The 16,953-nt window shown below is 41.5% G+C and carries 15 protein-coding genes and 1 pseudogene; 4 read left to right on the forward strand and 12 right to left on the reverse strand.

The features are described from left to right. Positions 1-2: 2 nt before the first annotated feature. The 10 genes from MMY95_RS07510 to MMY95_RS07555 all read right to left on the reverse strand — a co-directional run bounded on the left by MMY95_RS07510 (position 3) and on the right by MMY95_RS07555 (position 11,569). Positions 3-1,160, reverse strand: a complete 1,158-nt coding sequence (locus MMY95_RS07510) for a DUF1972 domain-containing protein (protein WP_063490111.1) — start codon at positions 1,158-1,160, stop codon at positions 3-5. Further along, positions 1,157-2,341: a hypothetical protein gene (locus tag MMY95_RS07515; RefSeq protein ID WP_241277577.1), complete on the reverse strand. Its 1,185-nt coding sequence runs from the start codon at positions 2,339-2,341 to the stop codon at positions 1,157-1,159. The genes MMY95_RS07510 and MMY95_RS07515 overlap by 4 nt, the downstream gene beginning before the upstream one ends. Continuing rightward, on the reverse strand, positions 2,341-2,940 hold the full coding sequence (locus MMY95_RS07520) for a hypothetical protein (RefSeq protein ID WP_063490109.1): 600 nt from the start codon (positions 2,938-2,940) through the stop codon (positions 2,341-2,343). The genes MMY95_RS07515 and MMY95_RS07520 overlap by 1 nt, the downstream gene beginning before the upstream one ends. Before the next feature lie 24 nt (positions 2,941-2,964). Next, positions 2,965-4,080 carry a hypothetical protein gene (locus tag MMY95_RS07525; protein WP_222843754.1) on the reverse strand — a complete coding sequence of 372 codons (1,116 nt, stop codon included), beginning with the start codon at positions 4,078-4,080 and terminating at the stop codon, positions 2,965-2,967. Positions 4,081-4,119: 39 nt separating this feature from the next. Then, on the reverse strand, positions 4,120-5,541 hold the full coding sequence (locus MMY95_RS07530) for a flippase (RefSeq protein ID WP_202861312.1): 1,422 nt from the start codon (positions 5,539-5,541) through the stop codon (positions 4,120-4,122). A 55-nt stretch (positions 5,542-5,596) separates the two neighbouring features. Beyond that, on the reverse strand, positions 5,597-6,712 hold the full coding sequence (gene glf, locus MMY95_RS07535; protein ID WP_063490106.1) for a UDP-galactopyranose mutase: 1,116 nt from the start codon (positions 6,710-6,712) through the stop codon (positions 5,597-5,599). A 153-nt stretch (positions 6,713-6,865) separates the two neighbouring features. Further along, on the reverse strand, positions 6,866-7,582 hold the full coding sequence (larD, locus tag MMY95_RS07540; RefSeq protein WP_003643315.1) for a D/L-lactic acid transporter LarD: 717 nt from the start codon (positions 7,580-7,582) through the stop codon (positions 6,866-6,868). A 189-nt stretch (positions 7,583-7,771) separates the two neighbouring features. Then, the gene (locus tag MMY95_RS07545; RefSeq protein WP_003644143.1) at positions 7,772-8,701 is read right to left on the reverse strand and encodes a YihY/virulence factor BrkB family protein; all 930 of its coding nucleotides are present in this window, start codon (positions 8,699-8,701) and stop codon (positions 7,772-7,774) included. Positions 8,702-9,086: 385 nt separating this feature from the next. Next, positions 9,087-10,205 (reverse strand): UDP-N-acetylglucosamine 2-epimerase (non-hydrolyzing), encoded by a 1,119-nt coding sequence (gene wecB / locus MMY95_RS07550; RefSeq protein ID WP_003646267.1) that lies wholly within the window; start codon positions 10,203-10,205, stop codon positions 9,087-9,089. A gap of 188 nt (positions 10,206-10,393) precedes the next feature. Then, positions 10,394-11,569 (reverse strand): serine hydrolase domain-containing protein, encoded by a 1,176-nt coding sequence (locus MMY95_RS07555; protein WP_104795616.1) that lies wholly within the window; start codon positions 11,567-11,569, stop codon positions 10,394-10,396. Between the two features lie 258 nt (positions 11,570-11,827). On the opposite strand from MMY95_RS07555, the gene gdhA reads away from it, so the two are divergent. The 3 genes and pseudogenes from gdhA to MMY95_RS07565 all read left to right on the forward strand — a co-directional run bounded on the left by gdhA (position 11,828) and on the right by MMY95_RS07565 (position 14,882). Further along, positions 11,828-13,183, forward strand: coding sequence for an NADP-specific glutamate dehydrogenase (gene gdhA, locus MMY95_RS07560; RefSeq protein WP_241277578.1), 1,356 nt, complete (start codon positions 11,828-11,830; stop codon positions 13,181-13,183). Positions 13,184-13,358: 175 nt separating this feature from the next. Next, positions 13,359-13,553: pseudogene (locus MMY95_RS16080) on the forward strand (helix-turn-helix domain-containing protein); the annotation flags it as partial. A 174-nt stretch (positions 13,554-13,727) separates the two neighbouring features. Continuing rightward, entirely contained in the window at positions 13,728-14,882 is a 1,155-nt protein-coding gene (locus tag MMY95_RS07565) for an IS3 family transposase (RefSeq protein ID WP_316043122.1), read from the forward strand. A 93-nt stretch (positions 14,883-14,975) separates the two neighbouring features. Here the strand turns inward: MMY95_RS07565 and MMY95_RS07570 are convergent, their stop codons facing one another. Further along, positions 14,976-15,539, reverse strand: a complete 564-nt coding sequence (locus MMY95_RS07570; protein WP_003646269.1) for a hypothetical protein — start codon at positions 15,537-15,539, stop codon at positions 14,976-14,978. Between the two features lie 433 nt (positions 15,540-15,972). Next, a complete protein-coding gene (locus MMY95_RS07575) occupies positions 15,973-16,413 on the reverse strand; it encodes a hypothetical protein (protein WP_003643305.1) in 441 nt (146 codons plus the stop codon). A gap of 199 nt (positions 16,414-16,612) precedes the next feature. Here MMY95_RS07575 and MMY95_RS07580 point away from each other — a divergent pair, with 199 nt between their 5' ends. Continuing rightward, positions 16,613-16,813 carry a hypothetical protein gene (locus MMY95_RS07580; RefSeq protein ID WP_016511262.1) on the forward strand — a complete coding sequence of 67 codons (201 nt, stop codon included), beginning with the start codon at positions 16,613-16,615 and terminating at the stop codon, positions 16,811-16,813. The last annotated feature ends 140 nt before the right edge of the window (positions 16,814-16,953 follow it).

Consider the following 16,953-nt stretch of genomic DNA (forward strand, 5'->3'; position numbering starts at 1 on the left):
GTTTATTCCCCTAAGAAGACATTTTCGTAATCAGTAATAATTTTATCCCAATTATATCCTTCTATAATTCGTTGTTTTGCACGTTTTTCCATGTCGTCAAGTGTACTCTCACGCCATTTATCGACTTGGTTGATTAAAACTGACAAAGGAGCATCAGTTTTATTCCAATACTTTGCACCGTCCTCACCCACTTCGTGATTGAAGCCAACATCAAAAAGTAAATTGAGACGTGTTGATGCCAATGCTTCTAAAAGTGAAGGATTTGTGCCGCCCACAGAATGTCCATGAATATAAGCAAAAGCATTCTCGCGAATAGCTGCTAATAATTCAGAATCATACACTGTGCCAACAAACTTGATACGAGAATCTTCATCGAAATGAGTTTTAGCCAGCAAAGCTTTATAAAACTTATTTTCGGCATAGTTGGTAACAATTACCAGAGGCCTCTCAGTATGACTCTTCATAAACTCAGTAATCATCACTTCATAATTATTCTCGGGAACAAACCGCCCCACAATTAGATAATAACCATTAGGGCGTAGATTAAACTCGTCAAACCACTTCTGACGATCATTACTAATTTGAGTCTTTTCATTCTTAATTGTCGCACCGTAGGCAATAAAACAGGTTTTTAAATTCGGTCGATCATAACTCTTTCGAATATATTTCTCAATGTTGACACTGTCACAAATCGCAAGATCAGTGTGCTTAACCATTAATTTCTCAGAATAACGCCAGTACTCGCGCACAGGCTTGCTCCACTTAGCACGCAGCCACTCATGACCATCAGGGTTCAAATAATACTTAGCTCCCAATTGGTGTAACTTTTTCACATATGGTGCTATAAAAGGCCCTATACGGCAAGCCAAAATATAGACAATCGCATTTTGAATATTGTTCTTCTCAATGTGGTTTATTGCCCACTTGAGCGCTTGAACATCATAGTAAATAGCTTTTCCAGAACCAATATTGGGTACTTTTATGTTAAAACAAGTCGCACCATTATATTCAAATGTGTTTTTTTCCTTATCACTTAAACATGACACAAAATATTTAATTTGATCATCCTTTTGCAGCGCCGTCAAATTCTCGACAAAAGTCTCAAAACCTCCGTACTGTGCCGGAATACCCTTGGAACCAATAATGTATACATTTTTCATTTAATAACTGCCAACCTTTCATGTTCCCAAAACTGTGTTGTAATAATGCAAATTAGAAAAGGATTATACGCTACTTCCAGCATATGCTGATCAATCACACTCGAAATACAAATGATTGTCAGGATAATTGGTAACATGTAATTTTCCTTGCCAAGATTTACATACATTGAACGGCTTAAACCATATAGATATATCAGGAAGAACACAACCCCGAATCCCAGCAATATCTTAATATATGAGGAATCAATGAAAAAATATGCCAGATTGGTTCCTTTGGACGTTAAACCAGTTTCAAAACTCAATCCTCCACTCCCATTTTGCGAGATATATTGTCCAAAAAACTTAACGGGATATTCATAAAGTGCTAAATGCCCCATTGCTAGTCGATTAGTTAGAATTTTGTCAAAAGTTGTAAATATTTGATTATTAGGATTGAAAATGAATGAAAACAAAATTGACCCTAGTGCCATAACAAATGGTACTGTCGAAACCACTAATCGCCTGCTTTTAAGCATCTTTAAATTAGAATATTTATAAAATAGCATAAATAAGGTAATCAAAAACATTAAAATTGTGTCTAATTTAGCTCTGGTAGCAGAAAAAACAACTAATGCAAGAATTGTCGGAATAAAAGAATATACTATATTGATTCGTTTACGGAAAAGATAAGCGAATACAAGACACAGATAAAAAACATGTGCTGCAAAATCAGTAGTGTATAAGAACCCGAAGGCCCACCTTGTAGATCCATTAACAATATAGGAATAGTTATCAACAATTCCAAGCAACGCAGCACTGATAGTACCAACTGTAAGCAGACCAGCGACTACAAAATATATTTTCACAACTAACGAGAGATGCGCATTCATACTACTCAATAAAAATGCAATCAATATTAAGATTGAACTATCACTAGAACTGTGAAAGATAAGCACTGCTAATAATGCTCCCCACAACACAACCAGTACCTGCTGCTTAGAAAGTTTTGCAGTTACAATGCTTAAGATAAAGAGCAAAAGACAGGCATATTTACAAAGAGAGAACAAAGCATTTGGCAAGATTGTTGAGAACAAAGTCGTTTGTAAGAAAGAATAAAAGACATAGAAAACAAGTCCTAAATAATAGAGAATAGTGGACGGAACTACATGTGGTCTTGTATTTTTGTGCTGCGTAGTGACCATTATTTGTGCCTCTTTTCAAAAGAATGATTTCGCGCCTTATATTCTGCCAACATTTGAATGCTTAAGCCAATTGCACTTCCTAAGATAACTGAAATCAGAATCGCGAAGGAAACACTCACTTTTTTTACATTTTTTAAAGTAGACATACTTGTAATACTAACTTGTTTTGAAGGTATATATGATTTCAAGACATAAAACAAACTTTTAGTGACTTGTTTTCCCATTGCTATGGCAAGCTCTGGATTTGAATTTGATGCTTTGATTATAAACGTATTTCCAGATAGCACCGGAGTTGTAGTAATATTTTTAACCAACAGCTTTTGCGATATGTCAACGTTGTAATCCTTCTTCAACGCTCTTTGTGCAGATGCTATTATATCAGGATTTTTCAACATCGTTTGATAAACTGAAATGGATGTTGTATCAAACCGTTTCAACTGTTTCTGGCCTGCCCCACTTGCAATTTGAATTTCTGTTGTATACACATAATTGTCATTATTAATAAATAACGCGGAAAATGCCAGACAAATAACAATCGGAAATAAATATATCTCCCAATTATTACGATTGCTATGCAAAAAACTAAAAATTGTTTTCATATCACACTAATCCTTTTTGCCTCTTTATTTAATTTGTATTGCACTGACCTTCTGAAATACAAACTGTCCTTTTATCTGTACAGCCTTATTTTTTTCCATAATGTTATTTTGGTAGAATGCTCTTGAATATGACAGATTATTCGATTCATCATAATAGTATGAACTATATGTTATTCCGACAGCCTTAGCATTTTGATTCAAAATAAACGACGGGGCATAGTAGTACGTGCCGCTTTCAGGTCTGATTGTTTTCACTTTCTTAAACCTACCAGTTAGCTTATTGGTAGTTGAAATATAAATGGTTCCTGCATTTTTTTCCGTTGTATAAAGAGCGTAATATTTATCATGATTACCATATATGCTGACAGAGGATGCATCATCCAACCCCTTTAAATGATGTGTCTTCTTCAAATCAGGCATTGCACTAACATAATTAAACGGCGCAACATAAGACTTATGCTTACCATGACCACGGCTCGTTGTAAAAACCATGGATAGTTTGTTCTTAGGATTGTGTATCAATGAAGGAGACTGCAGTTGACCATATTTTTTTGCTGCAGGCTGTTTAAAACTTTGCCAACTCATAAAATCTGCAGTACGCAATACACCACCAGTATAAGTAATAAACCAGTACTGACCATATTTAGTAATACTTGGATCTTGAATCTCCAAGTTTGGATAATTAACATTTAATGTCTTCCAATCATGTCCATTCCTGCCATAAACTACTCGCAAACGATTCATCGTATTACCAAAAGGAACAGCTTGGATGCTTTTTAAACTATTTGTCGTCACATCCTGTGATGATACCCCGACATAATTAGCATTAACTAAATGTTGGAATGAATCATCCTTATTAGGTTGATAAACGACATTATAACTATTACCTGTAGTACTGAAAGAAGCATTTATAACTTTACTTTCAGGTGTGTATCCTGAAACTTTTGTTGCTTTAATATGTCGCACCGTATTTACAGGCGCAATTATTTTTTTTGCAGCAATCAATGGGGTTCCATTTTCATCCACAGAATTAATAATCACAGTACCTGTTAGGTTAGCGCGCCATACCATTATCACAACAATAATACTTATAATTATCAACGCACTATAATAAACGCTTCGCTTTATTCGCCGTTGCATCTTCATTGTCCCCGCTTACTTCATAAATTTATCTCATTGTTATCGCTTTTTGCGTAAAAGTTGCAATCCATCCGTCAAAATGTCGGTATTCAAGACCATCAAGATTCCTATATAAACCAGAATACCTTCAACAATCTGCCCAATCAAACTACCTATTGAGATAATCATTCTTCCATTCAAAGCATATACAACTACAAACATTACAATTGCAGCAATGAAATACTTTTCTGTATCTTTGAATAGTCTTCCAAAATGAATATTATGCCTTACAACCCAAAACTGATAACCAGTTACCGCCACTTCAGCAATTACAGTTGCTAGAGTAGCTCCCCCCGCTCCCATAGTTAGAATCAGTGGGACGTTAATTAAAATATTAATTACAGCACCATAAGTTACTGACTTTGTATAGTCTTTAACTCGCTTTAGCGGCATTAAGTACTGCAGGCCAATTACATTACTCCACCCGATCAAGACTGCAACCGGTGCTTCAATAATTATTAATTGACCAACAACCGAAAACTCATCACCGTAATACCATGGTGCTAATGTCGTTGCAACAGCAGCGATACCAAAAGCCAGTGGAACTGCCAAAAAGCTTACAAAACTAAAAGATTTATACAAAGCATTATCGAAACGTTTCATATCGCCTTTCGCCGCCAAGTTTGACATATGCGGAAGCATAACAGTTCCCGTTGCTGTAATAACAGCCAACGCCATCTTGACTAGCTTATCAGCGTAATCATAATAGCCCGACGCAACAACTGAGTCAAACTGACCCAGCATCGTCTTGTTTAATTGCAAATAAACTTGGGTAGCAATTTGTGGAATAAACAACATTGTAGTTGGTCCCAAATGACGCCAAATATTCAGATTAGAAAATTTAGGAAAATTAACGACCCTTGGCAAATACGGCCACAATGTAAGGTTTCCAAGAACTTGAGCAATACCAAGGATAAATATATAAACACCAACGTCACCAGCATTTTTCACAAACATAAAAATAGCCGCCAGTGAAACCAGTTTAACCAAAGTATTTCTTAAAACTGTCTTCTTAAAGTCTTCCATTCCCATAAACAGCCAAGAAATATCAAATGCACCAGCAACTATCCATAACGATTGAAGCAAAAAATACGTTCGATATTTAGTTTGGAAAAAATCAAAGCCAAGAAATAAAATATATGCAAACACAATTGTCATCAACTGCAAAAGTTCTATTTCCCAGAAAATCTTAGACCGCTCATTCACATTATCACGATGATAAGCAATCTCACGATTTCCGTAAACCGTAATTCCAAGTGTCCCAATCAGCAAAAAATACGTAATAATTGAATTAGTATACGAATTGATTCCCACGCCTTCAGGACCTAAAACACGGGCAATATATGGAACGGTGATAAAGGGTACAATTAGATTTAATAATTGATAACCAGCATTATAAAGATAATTACGAACAACTTTCATTTTATGTTAACTCCTTACCAAATCATTAAACCTAATTAAAGCCATATTATACTTATTACACCTCTTGTTTAACTGTCACTAATGCAGCGTGAATAACTTGATGCATATCATAGTACCGATATTGTCCTAAGCGCCCACCAAAAATCACGTTGCCCTCCTGCTTTGCAAGTTCAGCGTATTGCTTATACAACGTGTTATTGCGAGTATTATTAACTGGATAATATGGTTCGTCTCTGCGTTTCCAGTTAGCTGGATATTCACGAGTAATAATTGTCTTACCCTTGTCACCTTTGCCAAATTCAAAATGCTTATGTTCGATGATTCGAGTATACGGCGTTTCTGCATCCGTATAATTGATGACGGCATTGCCCTGGTAATTGTCGACATCGCGTTCTTCGGTTTCAAAACGAAGTGAACGATATTCTAGTTCACCTAGTTGATAATCGAAGTATTGGTCAATCATTCCAGTAAATACAATCTTTGGATAGTCAGCTAGATACTGGTCTTTGTGAGTAAAGAAGTCGACCCCAGTCTCGACATCGATTTCTGGATGATCCAGCATTTTTTCGACGATTTGAGTATAACCACCAATAGGAATCCCTTGATAAGTATCATTGAAGTAATTATTATCGTAAGTGTAGCGAACTGGTAACCGCCGAATAATAAATGCCGGCAAATCAGTTGCCTTTTGTCCCCATTGTTTTTCGGTATAACCTTTAATTAGCTTTTCGTAAATGTCAGTACCAATTAATGAGATAGCCTGTTCTTCAAGGTTTTTAGGTTCGCCACTCAATTGTGCGGCATCCTTTTGCTCCTGAATCTTTGCCTGTGCTTCTGCAGGTGTCCGAACTCCCCACAATTCACTAAACGTATTCATATTGAAGGGTAAGTTATACATATGTCCTTTATAATTTGCGACTGGGCTGTTTGTATAACGATTAAATTCGGCAAATTGATTAACATACTCCCAAATTTGCTTGTCTGAAGTATGAAAAATATGAGCACCATATTGATGTACTTGAATCCCATCGACTTCTTTTGTATAAATATTACCAGCGATATGGTTCCGTTTTTCAATCACTTTAACATGTTTACCACGCAAAGCCGCCTCATGGGCAAAAACAGCACCAAATAGTCCGGCGCCAACAACCAGATAATCATACTTACTCAATTTATTTTCCTCCAAGTATATAAAGTCTCATCAAATCATTATATCAAAAATAACTGAATGTAAAAGGCTAATTATAAGATTATCGTTTTAACAGTGTTAAAAAGCGACCATCTCAAGAGATGGTCGCTTTTCCTGTAATTTATGGCTTATTATCTACCCAATCCCAAAGAACCCATGCATAAACAACGCCGCACAAGCAGCCCCAACGAAAGGTGCAATCCCAGGAACAATGATCCCGTATTGCCAGTCGCTGTCAGCCTTGTTCTTAATTGGTAAGATGGCGTGGGCGATCCGTGGACCCATGTCCCGTGCAAGGTTCATGGCGAATCCAGTTGGGCCACCTAGACCCATCCCAATGGCCCAGACTAAGAGCCCAACACCAATCGGCACGATCCCCGGCGTCTTCACTTCAGAAATAGCTAAAATCCCAGAAATAAAAATAAATGTATCGAAGAATTCGACGAAGAAGTTCCGTGGTAAGTTCCGCACAGCGGGTGCGGTTGAGAATAAGTTCCGAATCGTAATTGGGGAAATCTCATCAGCAGAAGCGGCAAAATGGTCCGCGTACATGATCCAGACGATCACGGCACCAACGACCCCACCCAAAACTTCTGCAACTGAATACGGGATAAACAATGACCATGAAAGGTTCCCTAAAATACATTGGGCTAATACCATGGCCGGGTTAATGCAGACATTGCCGAAAATGAAGAGGGCAATTGTAATCCCAAAACCCCATGTTGTAATTGCGAAGATATGGCCGGAACCGCGATACTTGGTCCCCTTTAAAACCTCACTACAATGTACACCGACACCAAAAATAATCATCAAGGCGGTTCCCATGAACTCTGCCAAAAGCTGATGAATCACTATCTTTCTCCTCCTGTGGCGTTGTTACGCCTGTTTATTTTGAAATAGACGCCACTTACTTTCAGAAAGCACCGGCACTTTTTTCACACGAACACCATTATACACAAAATCCGAATCGTTTAATATGTAAATCGCAAAAAGTTTTGATTTTACAGGATTAAACGTTCGGATTCAATTAAAAGGTTCTGATTATTCTTTTTTAGTCGTTTTTTTGCGTTTGAAGAATTGTCGCCGAATGCGACGAATCATCCGTGGAGACTTTGGCTCAATCTTATGCTCAAACCATTCCTGCACCGACGCATTGACGACGCCACCAAACATCAAGAGAATCCCGGAAAAGTTCAACCAGAACATCAGTACAATTAAACTCCCAATCGTTTGGTAAGTCGTAATCCGTTTAGCAAATAATTCGATGTATACCCGGAATCCTTGCGAGATCACGATCCAGCCAATCGTCGTGACTAACGCCCCCGTCCAAATGTAACGCAATTTCACCTTGGCGTTCGGTACAAAGTAATACAACAACATGGCGACGACGAACATCCCAACAAAGGTAATCAAGTTTTTGTTTTCCAACAACTGATTAATCCAATTCGGAATGATTGCACGCGTGAGGTTCGTTAAATTCAAGATCACATCTAGAATCAACTGACTCAACGTGAAGAAAATCGCCAGCCCTACGATTAGGAGTAATAGTCCCAACGTTAAGAAAAAGGCAATAATTCGCGTCCAAACGGCATTTTGGGCATCTGTAACCCCGTACGCCTCATTTAGACTCCTGCGAATCGCAGCAATAATTTTAGACGCCGACCAGACTGTCACCAAAATCCCAATTGACAAACTACTACTGCTGCCACTAGACAGGAATGAAACTAAAATCGGCTTAAACGTCTGGTAGACGTTACTAGGAATGACTTCCTGAGCGTACGCTAAAATCTGCCCAGACTTCAAATCGAACCGGGCAATGAGGTTTCCGGCAATCAAGATAATCGGGGCAATCGACATTAACGCGTAGTAGGCCAGCACAATCGCATTATTGCTGACATTGGCTTGTCCATACCGCCGAATAATAATTTCCAGGCTTTTCGCAATTTTAGGGTAACGGGCTTTTAAATTCATTCATTTATCCTCAACGCTCACTTATAGTATTTACAATTATACAATGGAATGCCGCGGGAAACACCTTTTATACTAGGATTAGTGCTTTCAGCGAATAGACTAGTCGGTCCAATCAGATCAATTGATGGCAATACCTGACCACTGACGAGTAAAATCCGCTTATATCCCAGCCGTCAGCCACTTTGACAAAATCAAGTAGCTGCCTAGACACTCAGTAGTACCGGGCCATCTAGATTTTAACGCAAAAAAATAACCGGTATTGATACCCCCGCGGCATCCATCTCCGGCTACTTCACTAATTTCACATCTTTACAGGAGAAGTGAAAATTTTTATCACTATGTCAGTGCTTAATATTACACTGTTTATACAAAAATGTAAATAATTTTAATGTGTACCAATTTTTTTCATAATCGCTTGTAAGATGTATTCCGCAGCATGACCATCGCCATAAGGATTTTTAGCGTCTGCCATCCGTTGGTACGCTGCGGAATCATCTAACAGGCTGGTCATCGCTGCCGCAACCTGCTGACCATCAGTGCCGACTAATCGTAACGTCCCCGCGGTGACCCCTTCCGGTCGTTCAGTAGTATCACGCAATACGAGCACCGGTTTATTCAGTGACGGGGCTTCTTCCTGCACCCCACCCGAATCCGTCATAATGAAGTAACTGCGCGCCGCCATGTTGTGGAAATCAAGCACGTCGAGCGGGTCAATGAGGTGAATGCGATCGGTATGGCCGAGGATACGTTTAGCGACTGTCTGCACTGCCGGACTCAAGTGTACTGGGTAGACCACTTCGACATCGGGATGCTGAGCAACCACTCGTTTGATGGCGACAAAGACCGCTTCCATCGGGGCGCCCTGATTCTCACGCCGATGCATCGTGAGTAAGATCATCCGGTGCCCAGGCTGAATCAAATCAAGCGCAGCGTGTTGATAGTCCATCGAAACCGTCTGTTTTAGGGCATCGATGGCCGTATTGCCCGTTACCGTGATGGCCGTATCCGGATGGTTTTCCTTCAATAGATTCTGCCGACTTAATTCGGTCGGTGCAAAGTACATGTCGGCCAGCACGTCGGTCAGCTGCCGATTCATCTCTTCAGGATATGGCGAGTACTTCTGCCATGTCCGCAACCCCGCTTCCACGTGTCCGACTGGGATTTGATGATAGAAAGCACTCACACTAGCTGCAAACGTCGTGGTTGTATCGCCATGCACCAGCACGATATCAGGCTTGACTGTATCCATAATTGCATCTAGCTTCGTCAGTACCCGGCTGGTGATACCAGCTAACGTCTGATTAGGCTTCATGATATTCAAATCATAGTCCGGCGTAATGTGAAAAATCGTGAGCACCTGGTCTAACATCTCGCGGTGTTGAGCCGTCACCACCGTTACCGGTTCAAATTGTGGCTGTTGCTGCAACTGCAACACGATGGGCGCCATCTTAATTGCTTCTGGCCGCGTGCCGAAAATCGTCATTACCTTAATTGGTTTTGTCATTAACTTTCACCTGCATCATTTAGTTTCTAATCTCATCATAGCGTTAGTTACGTCGTGGCGCCATCATTTCGAGTAAAAGTTTAGTTATTTTCAAGGATTCAGCCAAACGGACGGGTAAGCAAAAACACCACCTTGATTGCAGGCACACGTTCTCCTGCAATTAAGATGATGTTTAGCCCGTACCGTTTCTAAAAAGGTACCGTCTTCAATAAAATATCACGAATCTTATACGCTACCTGGTTGTCACCACCAAAAACACCCTGATTTTCAAATAAGACTAAGGCGACTTTGGCATTTCGTGACCCCATATAGTAGCTATGAAAATTATTGTCATTGCCACCCACTCGAATCAACTGGCCTGCCTGGTAATAAACGCCTGCCGAATATTTAATTTGAAAATTATCCGCAAGTGACTTTAAACCGGCTTCGCCAACTAGCTGGCCGCTTTGAAGCCCATACATAAATTTATAATAATCCCCCACACTCATATATAGACTACCACAGCCTAATTCACTAGATTGTAACGGTTTCGAAATGATGCCACTCTGACCAAACCCATTAGCCAAACGATACGAAGTCGGATTGATCACATTGCCCGGAATATCGTTATATTCATAGGTATGTTTTAATCCCAATGGCCGAATGATGTCATTAGTCAATGACGCCTGATAGGACTTATGCGTCACTTTGCGAATGACCCCTGCCAATAGGGTAAAGTTCGCGTTGGAATAGGCATAAGCATGATTATTCGTCGACCGTAAATGTTGCAGTGTAAAGTTCAGCCGCGCCGTCTCCGTTGGTAAAATCGTCTTTGGTGTGATCTCAGTCATCCGAATACCGGAACGATGGTCTAATAGTTCACGCATCGTAATCTGGTTGGCGTACGGAATTTCCGGATAAAAGTGACTCAGCTTCGTCGTCAGACTCAACTTACCCTGATTGATCAGTTTTTGAATCATCACGCCAGTCACAGCTTTTTGTAATGACGCTAATGGATAAGCCTCCGTCGCAGTATTGCGGACTTGATTGGCATCATCCGCATAACCATACGTTCGAACCCGGACCCCCGCCGGACCGTTCGTGGTCAGTAATAGTGTCCCCATAATATGATGACTTTTGATCAACTGATCGATTTGCTTGATTGCCTGGGCCTCAGTAAGCTGGCCGGGCTTCACTTTAGGCTTAGTCGTCGTTTGCTTTTTCGTCGCGGATTTGATTTTTGACGCTGCCTGCTGGACTTTAATTGTCTTTGGTGTCACTTGCTGTGCTCCTTGACCTAATTGCTGTGATCCCCACACACCCACGCCAATCAACCCCAGTAAGATTGGCAATAAACTTAATAACCAACGCCGTTTGTTCATCATGATCCCCCCTGTTTCTGATGAGTCGCCCGTCAAATCTGACTTGACTACTATTTAATTGCCCCAAGCATACGCCCTCGCTTCTGACTTTGCATTAAAATGCGAATTATTGTTAGTCCGCCGAACCAAATCGCAAGCGCTATCAACAGCACGGTTTTACCACAATCACTAAAAATTCATCAAAATTTAGTTAATTTAACTCGTGCAATTTCCGAACGTGACCATTAAAATGAAGATTATAGTTAACTTATTCAAGGAAGGATGATCATATTGAGTCAAGCAACCGATTATGTCCAACATGTTTACCAAGTCATTGAACACCGTGATCCGAACCAAACCGAATTTTTAGAGGCCATCAACGACGTCTTCAAAACGATCACGCCAGTCCTCGAACAACATCCAGAATATATCGAAGCCAATATTTTGGAACGTTTGACCGAACCAGAACGGATTATTCAATTCCGGGTTCCTTGGCTCGACGATGCTGGTCATGCACGAGTCAACCGTGGGTTCCGAGTACAATTTAACTCAGCAATCGGTCCTTACAAGGGCGGCTTACGGTTACACCCATCCGTTAACCTGAGTATCGTCAAATTCTTGGGCTTTGAACAGATCTTCAAAAATGCCCTGACCGGACTGCCAATCGGCGGTGGTAAAGGGGGCGCTGATTTCGACCCTAAGGGCAAGTCAGACAACGAAATTATGCGCTTCTGTCAGAGTTTCATGACCGAACTGAGCAAGTACATTGGTCTCGATACTGACGTTCCTGCTGGTGATATCGGTGTTGGTGGCCGCGAGATTGGCTTCTTATACGGCCAATACAAGCGACTCCGGGGCACTGACCGCGGCGTGCTCACCGGTAAAGGACTGACCTATGGCGGTTCGTTAGCCCGGACTGAAGCCACCGGTTATGGTCTCGCCTACTACACCAATGAAATGCTCAAGGCCAACCAGCTTTCCTTCCCTGGTCAACGCGTTGCCATTTCCGGTGCTGGTAATGTCGCCATCTACGCGATTCAAAAAGTTGAAGAACTCGGCGGCAAGGTGATTACCTGCTCCGACTCAAACGGTTACGTTATTGACGAAAACGGTATCGACTTTAAGATCGTTAAGCAGATCAAAGAAGTTGAACGCGGTCGCATCAAGGACTACGCCGACCGTGTGGCCAGTGCCAGCTATTACGAAGGTTCCGTCTGGGACGCCCAAGTAGCTTATGATATCGCGTTACCTTGCGCCACCCAAAACGAAATCAGCGGTGATCAAGCCAAGAACTTGATTGCCAATGGTGCCAAGGTCGTTGCCGAAGGGGCTAACATGCCTAGCAGTCCAGAAGCCATTGCGGCATACCAAGCTGCCAGCTTGCTATATGGTCCGGCCAAAGCTGCCAATGCTGGTGGCGTTGCCGTTTCCGCCCTTGAAATGAGCCAAAATAGTATGCGTTTGAGCTGGACTTTTGAAGAAGTCGATAATCGCCTCAAGCAAATCATGCAAGATATCTTTGCACACTCCGTTGCCGCTGCCGACGAATACCACGTTAGCGGTGATTACCTGAGTGGTGCTAACATTGCTGGCTTCACAAAAGTTGCTGACGCCATGTTAGCGCAAGGCTTAGTTTAAGCCAACTACATTTAATCGCATCAAAAAAACGGATTGGTCGGATATACTCCTCTTTGGGTAGACAAGCAAATAATCAAAGCTTGCCTACCTAAGGAGGAGTTTTCCTATGGGCAGAAAAGGTTCTCGCTATACGATTAAAGAGAAGTTGTTTTACATTGGTCTAGTTACTCAGGGAATGGCTCCTAATGCCGTTCAAAGAAAATATGGAGTTGAACATAGTCAAGTAAGCCGATGGGTAAAGCGTTATGGATTACAAGGGATCGATGGCCTGCGGCATCGACTCATGGGAAAGTATCCAAGTGAATTGAAATTAAAAATAGTTCTGGAGTACCTAGAAGGACACAGTTCTTATCCTCGATTATGCGATAAATATAATATTCCTAACGTTAGTACTATCTATCAATGGGTTCATCAGTATACTAGTGGTAAACAACTCACCACTAGGAGTGTGAAACAAGTGAAAGATGGTCGGAAAACAACCCAGCTGGAACGTGTAGAAATTGTTCAATGGATTATAGCAAACGATATGGATTACTCACGCGCCATGAATAAGTACAACGTGTCATATGGTCAGGTTTACTCGTGGACTCGGAAGTTTAAACAAGGTGGACCAGAAGCCCTTGTCGATCGTCGTGGTAAGGGAAAGACTGTGCATGACCAGCTTACAGATAACGAGAAGCGTGACCTGGAGGTCAAGCGTCTAAAGGCCCGAATTGAACATTTATCGACAGAGAATGCAGTTCTAAAAAAAGCTCCAAGAATTGGAAAGGTTGGATGCCACTCATCACACATCTACGAAACAATCCAAACTTTAGCAACTACGGTGAACCCTGATACAAACCAAGTTTATGGGATTAGTTTTATGTGTCGTTTTATGAAAGTCTCACGTGCTGCATATTACAAATGGATACACCGAACCCCAAGCAAACGTGCTCTGGAAGATAAAGAGATATTAAAGTACGTCAAAACTATTGAAGAGGAGAACGAATATACCCTTGGAGTACGAAGGTTAATGATGAATCTTCATTGCGATACAACATATCGAACTAGTGCTGGAAAAATGCGCCGGATCATGCGTGAAAATGGTATCGTGGCTTCAATTCGCGTGGCACAGCATGATCGAAAAGCTCAACGGAAAGAGCACATCAGCAATAACCTCCTCCTTTCAGATGAAGGCCATAATTTTAAGCCAGACAAGCCAAATCAGGTCTGGGTAACTGATTGTACAGAGCTATGTTTTGGTTGGAAATTCAGTGAACGTTTGAGACTTAGTGCAATTAAAGACCTGAACGACCACAGTATCATTGCTTGGGACATTGAAGAAACTGAGACAGCCGATTTGGTGACTCGAACATTTGATAAGGCATTAGCAATAAGCAATGGTGCAAAACCAACGGTTTTACACTCAGATCAGGGATCAAGCTATACATCTGGAGTATTTAACAAACATCTAGCTAGCAATGGGGTTAAGCATAGTATGTCGCGTCCAGGAACCCCTGGAGATAACAGTCCTATGGAAAGCTTCTGGAGTCATATGAAGACCGAGTTCTTTAATTTTCACCATGCATTAAATCGAGAAGAAATGGTTCAACTTATCGAAAAATGTATTAACTGGTATAACTACAAGCGTCGCCAAGAAACACTAAATGGCATGACCCCGAAAGAATTTCGGAATCATGCCATTCTAAAAACTGCATAGCTATTTTAATTATTTGAACTGTCTACTTGACTCGGAGCAGTCCCCGTCATTATCGACAGTCCGTTTTTCATTATTATTAATCATAAAATTAAGTTAAACCTTATCAGCCGGATAACCCGTGTGCGCAACCAGTTGCGCATAGGTTTCATGTAACGTCACGGCCGCGACCCGCCAGCCGACCTTCAAAAGCGGAATCAACCGCAGTGGGTCTTCTACCGGCACTTGATGTTCATGGGCGAACTTACAAATCGCCGGTAAAACTTCCATATCAGAATTAGCAAAATAATAATTACCGCTATCAGTCAGCACAAAGATCGTCGCCCGAAATGCGTGGCGTGGGTCGAGTCCTTCCGTTACGTGACACCGAATCGCACCGATCTGAATTCGCCGCACCGCACTCAGTGGCATTTCACCCAGATTGCGTCCTTCTGGTGACCACAAAACGACCTTTGTCGGGGTCAGTTCGACCATTGCGTACTTTTCGCTCGACGTCCCCGATAAGCGCCGTAACCAGTTACGTTCTGGTTTTGGCTTTGGATACTCCTGTCCCTGAATCTCAAAATGAAATGGGACCACGCACTTTTGCGCCCGCTCAATGGCCCGATAATGACCCGCAATTTGATGGTTCGTAAAAACAGATGCCATTGGTTTAAACATAACACTCACCCCTCTCACCGTCAGTATACGCTTTCATGTGACAATTTACAGTGATTTCATCACGACAGTTTTCATTTTTTGTCGCAGTGTTCGGCTGAAAATAAGATAAAAATAGCGGCCAAATTACAGCGTAACTTGGCCACCACGATACTTACCAGCTTGGCTCAAACTATGTGTCAATATTCACTGCCCCTATGTGTGCTGACCGACTTGCGGTCACCCCCGCTTTGAACCATTCCGATAAGCCTGGATCAAAGTAATAATTGCTGAAGTCACCAATCAGACCTTCTGACCTCGTCATTGCAACCGCAGTTGCCTAGTCAACTCTGACCATCATTATTATAGCACCTTTGTTAACGGTTACACAACGCTAGAACTCATTCCTTAAGTCATCAAAAAAAGCTTGCCAGTTTGACAAGCTCTTGGATTACGCTTATTCAGCATCATTGGGCTGGCTATCATCAAAGTCAGCTGGCATGATGGCAAAGTTGCTAGCTTCAGTTGACAATAATGCTGCATAGGCCCGGACTTTGGCAGACAACGCTGGAATGATGGCACCATTCAAATTGTTCAACATTTCTTGTTCGTCGTCTTCAATTGATTTGTTGTCAGATTGACGTTCAATAATTCCCACCATCTCACCACTTAGGCGTACAATCGCAAAAACGGTCGCGGATAAGTCGAACATTTCTTCTTTATAGGTCACTTGTAATTGAGCCTGCACAACGTCATCGCCAAACGTCTTCTTAACATCTGGATTGGCGGTCGTATAGCTGAATTGCCCCTGACCAGGATTGTCATCGTCTTCAGAACGATCATAAACGATTTGGAAATGTAAGTCTTGGATTGCTGAGTTTAAGATTTCAATATTCATTTAGCCAAACTCCCTTTTATATATTACTCCCACCATAAAGGAAAACTTGGCAAAATACAATCAAATTTGCCGGCTTTTTGTGAATAATCCGTTAATATGCCGTTAACGTTTTGTAAAGTCAGTAACGGACCTTAGGTTGACGCTGACTCGAATTACTTATACACTAAATAAGGATTTTAGTTAAGGGGGGCGTTCTATCATGTCGATCCACCGAGGATTACCAGTGCTCGTCATCCTGGTCGTCTGTGGCGGTTTACTGACCCTGCCGGCAACCAATGCACAAGCCTTGCGAGTTCGGGGAACCCGTGTCACAATGCGAGTCAAGCACCGGGCGAAGCCGTCGAAGCACCACTACTCGAAACGGTCAGCCCGCTCACACAACGCCAGGCATCATCATTAATTTATTGCAAATCTAACTAAAAAACGATTAGCGTCCCGGTTACGGGACGCTAATCGTTTTTGTCGTTCTATTCACTGCATGTATAACTTTCTTAACCAGATCGCTCACCAGTGTTGTCTTAACAGCAGTATCACTGCCAC

The organism is Lactiplantibacillus sp. ME-2 (genome assembly GCF_022549155.1).
Classification (GTDB): Bacteria; Bacillota; Bacilli; order Lactobacillales; family Lactobacillaceae; genus Lactiplantibacillus; species Lactiplantibacillus plantarum.